Source organism: Pseudomonas sp. CBZ-4 (assembly GCF_000346755.1).
In the GTDB taxonomy this organism is placed as follows: Bacteria; Pseudomonadota; Gammaproteobacteria; order Pseudomonadales; family Pseudomonadaceae; genus Aquipseudomonas.
Genome location: NZ_ANNV01000051.1, coordinates 1 through 7,702 on the forward strand (window position 1 = coordinate 1; position 7,702 = coordinate 7,702).

7 protein-coding genes are annotated in these 7,702 nt (G+C 65.4%); all 7 read right to left on the bottom strand.

Going from position 1 to position 7,702, the window contains the following annotated elements; translation table 11 throughout:
- Window positions 1-27: 27 nt before the first annotated feature.
- Window positions 28-762: a UTRA domain-containing protein gene (locus B348_RS0106735; protein WP_017735377.1), complete on the bottom strand. Its 735-nt coding sequence runs from the start codon at window positions 760-762 to the stop codon at window positions 28-30.
- A 38-nt stretch (window positions 763-800) separates the two neighbouring features.
- On the bottom strand, window positions 801-1,367 hold the full coding sequence (pnuC, locus tag B348_RS0106740) for a nicotinamide riboside transporter PnuC (RefSeq protein ID WP_017735378.1): 567 nt from the start codon (window positions 1,365-1,367) through the stop codon (window positions 801-803).
- A gap of 16 nt (window positions 1,368-1,383) precedes the next feature.
- On the bottom strand, window positions 1,384-2,220 hold the full coding sequence (locus B348_RS0106745; RefSeq protein WP_017735379.1) for a 5'-nucleotidase, lipoprotein e(P4) family: 837 nt from the start codon (window positions 2,218-2,220) through the stop codon (window positions 1,384-1,386).
- A gap of 12 nt (window positions 2,221-2,232) precedes the next feature.
- On the bottom strand, window positions 2,233-4,380 hold the full coding sequence (locus B348_RS0106750) for a TonB-dependent siderophore receptor (protein ID WP_017735380.1): 2,148 nt from the start codon (window positions 4,378-4,380) through the stop codon (window positions 2,233-2,235).
- 127 nt (window positions 4,381-4,507) lie between these two features.
- Window positions 4,508-5,380: a sulfurtransferase gene (locus B348_RS0106755; protein ID WP_017735381.1), complete on the bottom strand. Its 873-nt coding sequence runs from the start codon at window positions 5,378-5,380 to the stop codon at window positions 4,508-4,510.
- Window positions 5,377-6,480 carry a phosphotransferase gene (locus B348_RS0106760; protein ID WP_017735382.1) on the bottom strand — a complete coding sequence of 368 codons (1,104 nt, stop codon included), beginning with the start codon at window positions 6,478-6,480 and terminating at the stop codon, window positions 5,377-5,379. The genes B348_RS0106755 and B348_RS0106760 overlap by 4 nt, the downstream gene beginning before the upstream one ends.
- A complete protein-coding gene (locus B348_RS0106765) occupies window positions 6,477-7,397 on the bottom strand; it encodes an ABC transporter substrate-binding protein (protein WP_017735383.1) in 921 nt (306 codons plus the stop codon). Before B348_RS0106765 ends, B348_RS0106760 begins: the two co-directional genes overlap by 4 nt.
- Window positions 7,398-7,702 lie beyond the last annotated feature (305 nt).

Sequence of the window (7,702 nt, forward strand, 5' to 3'; positions counted from 1 at the left end):
CCCTCGCCACAGGTACAGCGTTCGCCCTTAATCCGTGCCCGGATACCGCGTCTCCATCACAATCGACAACGCATCCGGGCGCCAGAATTCCTGGTCGAATTCCACGGCCTGGTTGTCTTCGCCGAAGTTCAAACGCTCCAGGTAGACGCTGGTGGAGCCGGGCGACAGTTGCAGCAACTCCGCCTGTTCCTCGTTGACCGTGCCGATGTGCATCTCCAACTCGCAGCGCGATTGCACCCGGGCGAAGCGTTCGCGCAGCAGTTGGGTCAACGAGGTGTTGAGGTCGGCGTCCAGCAGGCCGGGGCACCAGCTGGCGAGCAGGGCGTTGAATTCCAGCAGCACCGGGCGGCGGTCGATCCAGCGGCGGCGTTGCAGGAAGAACACCGGTTCGTCCGCCGAGGCCAGGCCCATGCGCTTGGCCAGCCACGGGCCGGCGGGGCGCAGTTCGGCGTGCAGGCATTCGGTGCGGGGCGTGCGGCCCTGGGCGCTGACGTAGTCCATGAAGCCGCTGATGCGTGTCGGGTCGTAGCGGATGCGCTGCGGGCTGACGAACCAGCCCCGGCGGTTTTCGCGGTAGACCAGGCCTTCGGCCTCCAGTTGCTGCAAGGCCTGGCGCAAGGTCACGCGGGTGCAGCCGAAGCGTTCGATCATGTCCCGTTCGGAGGGGAATTTCTCGTCGGCCTGGGGACTACCGGACGCAATGTCGTGGGCGATCTGTTCGCGGATGCGCTGGTAGTGCGGGGAAATGGGGTCGAAAGGCATCCTGGGGTTCCGTAGGCAGGCATGACGTGGGCGTGACTCTACCCTTCCTGCTGGCGCAGGTCACGTTGCCAGGCCCGCAAACCATAGGCCGCCAACAGCACAAAACCGGCGTACAGGGCGGCGGTGAGGTGCAGGTCCTTGTAGAGGAACAGCCCGACATAGGCCGCATCCAGCACGATCCACAACCACCAGCTGACCACGTATTTGCGCGCCGCCCACAGGCTGGCCACCAGGCTGAAGGCGGTGAGCAGCGAGTCCAGCCAGGGCAGGGCGGCGTCGGTGAAGTGGTGCATCACCGCGCCCAGGGCCACGGCGCCGATCAAGCCCGCCAGCAAGTGCCGCCATGCCTCCAGCATCGGCAGGCGTTCCACCCGCACCTTGCCGGCGTCCACACGCCCGGTGCTCCAGCGCCACCAGCCATAGCCTTGCAGCACGGCGAAGACCAGTTGCAGGAGCATGTCCGAATACAGCTTCACCTCGAAGAAGATCCAGGCATACAACAACACCGCGACGACGCTGACCGGCCAGCACCAGCGCACCCGTTGTGCGGTGAGCCAGACCCCGGCGATGTTGAAGCAGACGGCGACGATTTCCAGTGGCGACATAGGGCTCTCTCAACAACTAGTTTTCCAGGTGCAGCGCCTGTTGCTTGAGTTGGCGCTTGCGTTCGAAGGGCAGTTTTTCCTGATCGCCATAGGGCGCGCTGTACCAGTTGCCGTAGGTCGGGTTGGGCAGCAGGAACCAGCGCTGGCCGAGCCAGGCCAGGTACGGCGCGGCCGCCTTGCGCTGGTCGGCCAGGGTGTTGTGTTCGGCCTGCACGAAGTCGCCGAAGGAGTCACCGGCCAGCATCAGCACGCGGGCGTGGCTGGCGACCCATTGGCGCCGGCAGTTCTTGCCGTAGCCGGCTTGCTCGCAGTGCCCGGTCGGGGTGCTGGCGGCCAGCACCTGTTCGTTATGCGCCACCGGGAAACCGCGCAGGCGCAGGTTGTTGACCGTGGCCTGGACCTGGCTGTGCTCGCGGTTGGTGATGTAGTAGACGGTGATGCCTTTCTTGTCCGCCGCTTGCAGGAACTCCACCGCGCCCGGCAGTGCCTGCGCCTTGGCCTGGTCGACCCAGGTGTTCCAGCGATCATAGGAGTAGACCTGGTTGGTGAGGATGTCCCGCGCATTCAGCGGCACGTTGTCCAGCACGGTTTCGTCGATATCCACCACCACGGCCGGGGGCAGGCCGCTGAGGTTGCGCGGCGGCAGGGGCAGGGCGTCCCACGTCGGGTCGGCCAGGGCCGCGTCCAGCTGGCGGGTGGCGCTGGCGAAGACCTGGCGGTAAATCAGCTCGTGCTCGATGGAGGTCTGGGTCCACAGCACCGCGTCCAGTTGGTCGTTGGCGGGCGGTTGCTGCTGGCAGCCGACCAGGGTGGTGGAGAGCAGGCACACACTGGAAAACATCAGATTACGCATGAACGATAGGCCTCAAAAACTGACGGTGGCGGATAACCGCGCGGTGCGCGGCGCACCCAGGAACAGGTAGCCGTCGCCCGCCGATTCACCCACATCGCGCCAGTAGCGTTTGTCGAACAGGTTGTCGACGGTCAGGCGCAGCACAGTAGCGTAATCGCCGACCCGGGTGGTGTAGCGCGCGCCTGCATCGAACACCGCGTAGTCGTCGACCTTTACCGTGGCTTCACGGTTGGCGTACTTGCTCGCGCTGTATTGCACGCCGCCGAGCAAGGCCAGGCCCGGGATGCCGGGGACGCTGTAGTCGCCATGCAGGCTGGCGCGCAGCTTGGGCACGTTGATCGCCTGGTGACCGTCGTAGCTGTCGGTGCCGCTGCTGCTGACCCGCGCACGGATCGCCGCGACGCTGGCCGAGACTTGCAGGTCGGAGGTCACGCGGCCGTTGGCGGACAATTCGATGCCGACATTTTTCTGTTTGCCTTGCTGCACGAAGGTGGTCGTGCCGTCGTCATTCGGCCGGTTGTATTGCAGGTCCTGGCTGATCTGGAACAGCGCGGCGGTCAGGCTCAGGCGCTGGAAGTCACGCTTGATGCCCACCTCCAGTTGGCGCGACGTGGTCGGCGGCAGCACCTCGTCGGCGTTGCTGCTGAACCACGCGGCCTCACCGCCGAGGGACAAGCCTTTGCTGTAGCTGGCGTACAACGAGGTATCGGGGCGCGGTTTGTAGATCAATGCCGCTTGGGGCAGGAACACGCTGCGCTGGGTGTGACGCGTGGTGGCGCCGGCTTGGTTGTAGGTCTCTTCATCCAGGCGCACCTGTCGCCCGCCGAGCACGGTTTGCCACTGCTCGTTGAAGCTGATGCGGTCGCTGGCGAACAGGCCATATTGGCGGCTGTCGAGACGCCGGTAGGTGTGGCCGAGCGGGCCGTCGTAGGGTTCGAGCACCGGCGACGGCTGATAGATATTGCCCTCGCCGATGTATTCGTTGACCGACTTGCGCCGGTCCACCAAGCGCCGGAACGCAGTGGTGCCGAAGGTCAGGTCGTGCGTGAGAAAACCCGTGTCGAACTGCCCGTTGAGCGCGGCCTGGGCTTCCTCGTTGCTGCGGGTGTCGTCGGGGCTGCGGTAGTCGGCGATATCGTAGTCACCCTCGGCGCTGAAGTGGTTGGGCACGGCGGTATTCGTGCAACTGGCGGCGCCGTAGCAGCCCCAGGCGAAGGTGCTGTAGTCGTCGATCACCACACGGCTGCGGGACGCGCTGAAGCTGGCTTTCCAGGCCTCGTTGAAGCGGTATTCGAACAGCCCGTCGAGGTTCAACGAGCGGATGCCCACCGGGTTCGACCAGCTCTGGTAGGCGAGCATGTCCTCTGGCGACACGTGGCGCGGCACGCTGGTGCCGCCGAGCAGTTGATAGCCCGGCACCGAGTGTTGCTCGCGGTCCTGGTACTCGGCGTTGAGTTGCAGCAGGGCGTTGGGGCTGATGTTCCAGTCCAGCGCCAGCGAGGCGAAATCGCGCTTGCCGTCGGCATGGTCGACATAGGAGCGGATGTCTTCGTGGGCCAGGTTGATGCGCACGCCCACCTGCTGTTCGGCACCGAGCCAGCCGCCGATGTCTGTGGCCAGGTAGCGTTCACCCTGTTCGTTGGTGGACACCGTGACCGAGCGCACATTTTCCGGGCGCTTGCTCACGTAGTTGACCAGCCCGCCGGGCTCGGAGACGCCGCTCTGCAAGCCGGCCAGGCCCTTGAGCACTTCGACTTGCTGCTTGTTTTCCAGGGCGACGTTCTGTTCGCCGGTGATCGTGCGGCCGTTGATCTTGTAGCTGCTCGCCGGGTTGAGGGCGAAGCCGCGAATCACGAAGTTCTCGTAGTAGCCGACCGGGGCGTAGCTGTCGCCGACCGAGGCGTCGTTTTTCAATACTTCGCTGAGCAAGCGCGCCTGCTGGTCCTTCAAGCGGGCTTCGGTGATCACCGCGACGGACGCCGGCGTGTCCAGCAACGGCGCGTTATCGAAACCGGCCACGGCGGCGTTTTTCGCCTGGTAGTCGGTGGTTGCCTGGCCGAGGACGGTGACGGTGTCCAAGGTCGCATCTTGGGCCTGCACGGCCGTGGCGGCGAAGGCGATGCTCAGGGCGAGCAGGGTGTGGCGATAGGGTGTAGCCATGTAGAGAGCGCTCCAAAGGTCTGACCGCCGCTGCCGTACGCTTTTATCGGGCGCAAAGGGGCCCAGCGCTGCGCAACGGACGGGTTGCCAGTTCGTGATGAAAAAGCCGGGTTCGCCAGAAGTGGCGTCAGGCCGGAGCTGCTCCGGTAGTCATTGGCAAACGTGCGTCGGCGGCCCATTCCTGTAGGGAACCGTCGTAGATCGCGATGTCCTGGCGACCCAACAGGGTCAGGGCCAACGCATTGGCGGCAGCGGAAATGCCGCCGCCGCAATACAGCACCATGGGGCCGTCGCTGTGCAGCAGCGTGGGGCCAATCGCCAGGGCCAGGGCATCCTTGGGCAGGTAGCGGCCGTGGGCGTCGAACAGCTGGCGGGCCGGCAGGTTCTGGCTGCCGGGGATGTGTCCGCGTCGGGCGTAGCGGGTGGCGGTTGAGCCTTCAAACAGCGCGGCACCGAGGGCGCAGATCAGCACGCCCGGTGCGTGGCCGCTGGCGATGGCTTCGACGCCGTGGCGGTCGATCCACAGGTTTTGACGCGGGTGGATGGCCCAGGGTTGTACGGGTGTTATCGGTTCGGCGGGGCCGTTGTGTTCGGGTAGACCGGCTGCGCGCCAGGCATTGAAGCCGCCGTCGAGTACGCTTGCGTCGATGCCCACGCCGCGCAGCATCCACCACAACCGCGCAGCCCAGAAGCCATCGGCGCGGTCGTAGACGACCAGGGTTTTGCCTTGGCCGGCGCCGAGGCTGGCCATTACGCTGACCAGGGTTTCGGGGGGCGGCAGGGCGAAGCTGAAACTGGCCTGGGTGTCGGCCAGTTCAGTCAATAAATCGGCATGTCGCGCGCCGGGAATATGCGCCTGCAACCAACCTTCCTCGCCGCTGTGGACGCGGTAGTCACCGTCGAATTCGGGCGCTGGTAACACCACCGTGGCATCCAGCACCACCAGCGTCGGGTCGGCGAGACGCGCGTGCAGCCACTGGCTGTCGACCAGAATGCTCATACGTTTTTACGCCGGATATGGCCAAGTAGACGCTGCCCTTCGGCCCCGGCAAACCAGCGCAGATGGCCGAGCAAGTAGGCGTAATACGCCACATCGGCGCTGGCGGTGGAGCCGACGATGTCGTGGAAGTACGCCACCTCGGACAGCGCGAAATCCACATGCACCAAGGGCAGCAGGGCGCTGAGGGTGTGCAGGTCTCTGGCGCGCAATGGGCGAATCTGGTGGTAGCCGGCGAGCAGCGCATCGACGCTGTCGAGATCGGCGCGGGCCACGCCACCGGTGTCCAGGTCGAGCCAGGGCACGGTGTTGCGTTCGATGGCGGTGGCCAGGTCGAAGAGGGCGAAGGTGCGGTCGGCCAGGCCGAAGTCCAGCACGCTGGAGACACTGCCGTCGGCATTCCACAGCAGGTTGGAGGCGTGCCAGTCGTTGTGGGTCCACAGTGGCTGTTGCTCGGCCAACAACGGATGCAACGCGCGGTGCCACGGCAGCAGCAGTTCGCTGAGTTGGGCATGCCAGTCTTTGTCGGCGAGGTAGGCGCTGCTGATGTTTTCCAGCGGTGCCGCGTGCTGGATCAATCTCGCGTTGGCCAACAGCACCGGGGTCTGGCGTGGCGGCGCGGCGTAGTGCTCAGCCGCTTGATGCAAGCGCGCCAAGGCCTGGCCGGCAGCGACGGCGTGCTGATGCTGTTGAAACGGCGACCACGACAGCGCATCGCGATACAGGTCCAGGCCCTCGGCGATGTGGTGCACTTCATAGGTCCACTCACCTTGCGCGGTGGCCGTGGCGCCCTGTTGGTTCGGCACCACTGCGGCCACCGGCGCGCCCTGGCGATGCAGGTGGGCGATCAGGCGGTGTTCTTCTTCCAGCCACGCGGCTTGGCGCACGTGTTGGTGATGACGTTTGACGAACAGCGTGCCCGTGCCGGTGGTGATCAAGCCTGCAGCGGAAAACGGTCGTGGGCTGTGCCAATGCAGGCTGCGCAGCGCGCCCAGTTGCGGGTAATGGCGCAGCAGCTGTTCGATGTCGCTTTCGTGCAACGCCGGCCAGTCGGCGGCGACCGGCTCCAGGCCCAGGCCATGGGAGGTGCGTTGTGGGTTCATGCCGCCACCTCGGGCAGGAAGGCATTGCTGGTTGCGCCCTGCCAGGCCTGCGGGTTGTCGAGCACCGCGTGGCTGTGCAGCCACTCGGCGTAGGGTTGTAGCAGCGCCTGGCGTTGCTCGCCCCAACGACCTTTGTGCAGCCAGGTCGGGGCGATCTTATGCAGTGAGGCGCTCAACAATTCCGCCGGGAAATACGGTGTGGTGTGCTCGTAGGCGGCGAGGGCGATCGACGGGTCCTGCGCCACGGCCAGGTAGCCACGGGCGGTGGCGGCGAGGAAATCACGGACCACCTCGGGCTTGTCCGCCAGGGTACGTTCATGCGCGCCGAGCAGGTAGCTGTGATAGGCCGGTGCGCCGATCTCATCCACCGGCAACACCACGCGGCGTTCGGTGGCGATGGGGCTGTGCATCAAGGCTTCCCAGGCCCAGTAGCCGCCAAAGCTGGCATCGGCGATGCCTTCGGCCAGTTGCTCGGGACGCAGTTCGCGCACGCCGCTGTCGACCAGGATGACGCCGTCCGGGTCGCCGCCGTCTTGGCTGACCAGGTGGCGCACCATCGCCAGGCCGCGTGGCGTCGGGTTGAGGGCCAGGCGTTTGCCTACGAGGTCGCGGGGGCGGCGGATGCCGGAGTCGGTGAGGGTCTGGATCGATTCCAGGCCGGCGTGGTTGATCGCGGCGATGCCTTGCAGCGGCTGGCCGAGGCTGCGGCGGACCAGCAGGCGGTTGCTGGGGAACAGGCCGAAATCGGCGGCACCGGTGAGCAGGTGTTGCAGGGTGTCGCCGTGGTAGGGGTCGTGGACGACCAGTTCCACCTCCAGGCCCAGTTCCTTGTACCAGCCGCGTTCGCGGGCCAGGTACAGGCCGGCCGAGTTTGGCCAGGGGTGGAAGTATTCGAGCATTACCTTTACCGACACCATTGCGTGTTACTCCAGCACAGCTTGTTTTGGTCGGGGATTTATAGGGGAGTGATCTGGTATATACCAATATCGTTTTTGGCTATGGATATAACTGGGGTGGTTTTTTTGGTTTTTGGTGGTGGTGTACATATCCGTTATTTAGGTAACGGCTTCCTATGGTTCCGCCCTTACGGCGGCTCACTTTGGAAAAGCCCCAAAGTAAGCAAAGGGCTCTTGCCCCAACACTCGGTGCCTCGCCTAGGCTCGGCATGCCCTCACTCCGGCTTGAATCCGTGGGCCGCCGCCACGCGCCATCCATGGCGCGG

Coding starts and splice junctions, on each gene's coding strand:
- B348_RS0106735 (WP_017735377.1), bottom strand. CDS start 762: ATGCCTTTCGACCCCATTTCCCCGCACTACCAGCGCATCCGCGAACAG.
- B348_RS0106760 (WP_017735382.1), bottom strand. CDS start 6,480: ATGAACCCACAACGCACCTCCCATGGCCTGGGCCTGGAGCCGGTCGCC.
- B348_RS0106750 (WP_017735380.1), bottom strand. CDS start 4,380: ATGGCTACACCCTATCGCCACACCCTGCTCGCCCTGAGCATCGCCTTC.
- B348_RS0106745 (WP_017735379.1), bottom strand. CDS start 2,220: ATGCGTAATCTGATGTTTTCCAGTGTGTGCCTGCTCTCCACCACCCTG.
- pnuC (WP_017735378.1), bottom strand. CDS start 1,367: ATGTCGCCACTGGAAATCGTCGCCGTCTGCTTCAACATCGCCGGGGTC.
- B348_RS0106755 (WP_017735381.1), bottom strand. CDS start 5,380: ATGAGCATTCTGGTCGACAGCCAGTGGCTGCACGCGCGTCTCGCCGAC.
- B348_RS0106765 (WP_017735383.1), bottom strand. CDS start 7,397: ATGGTGTCGGTAAAGGTAATGCTCGAATACTTCCACCCCTGGCCAAAC.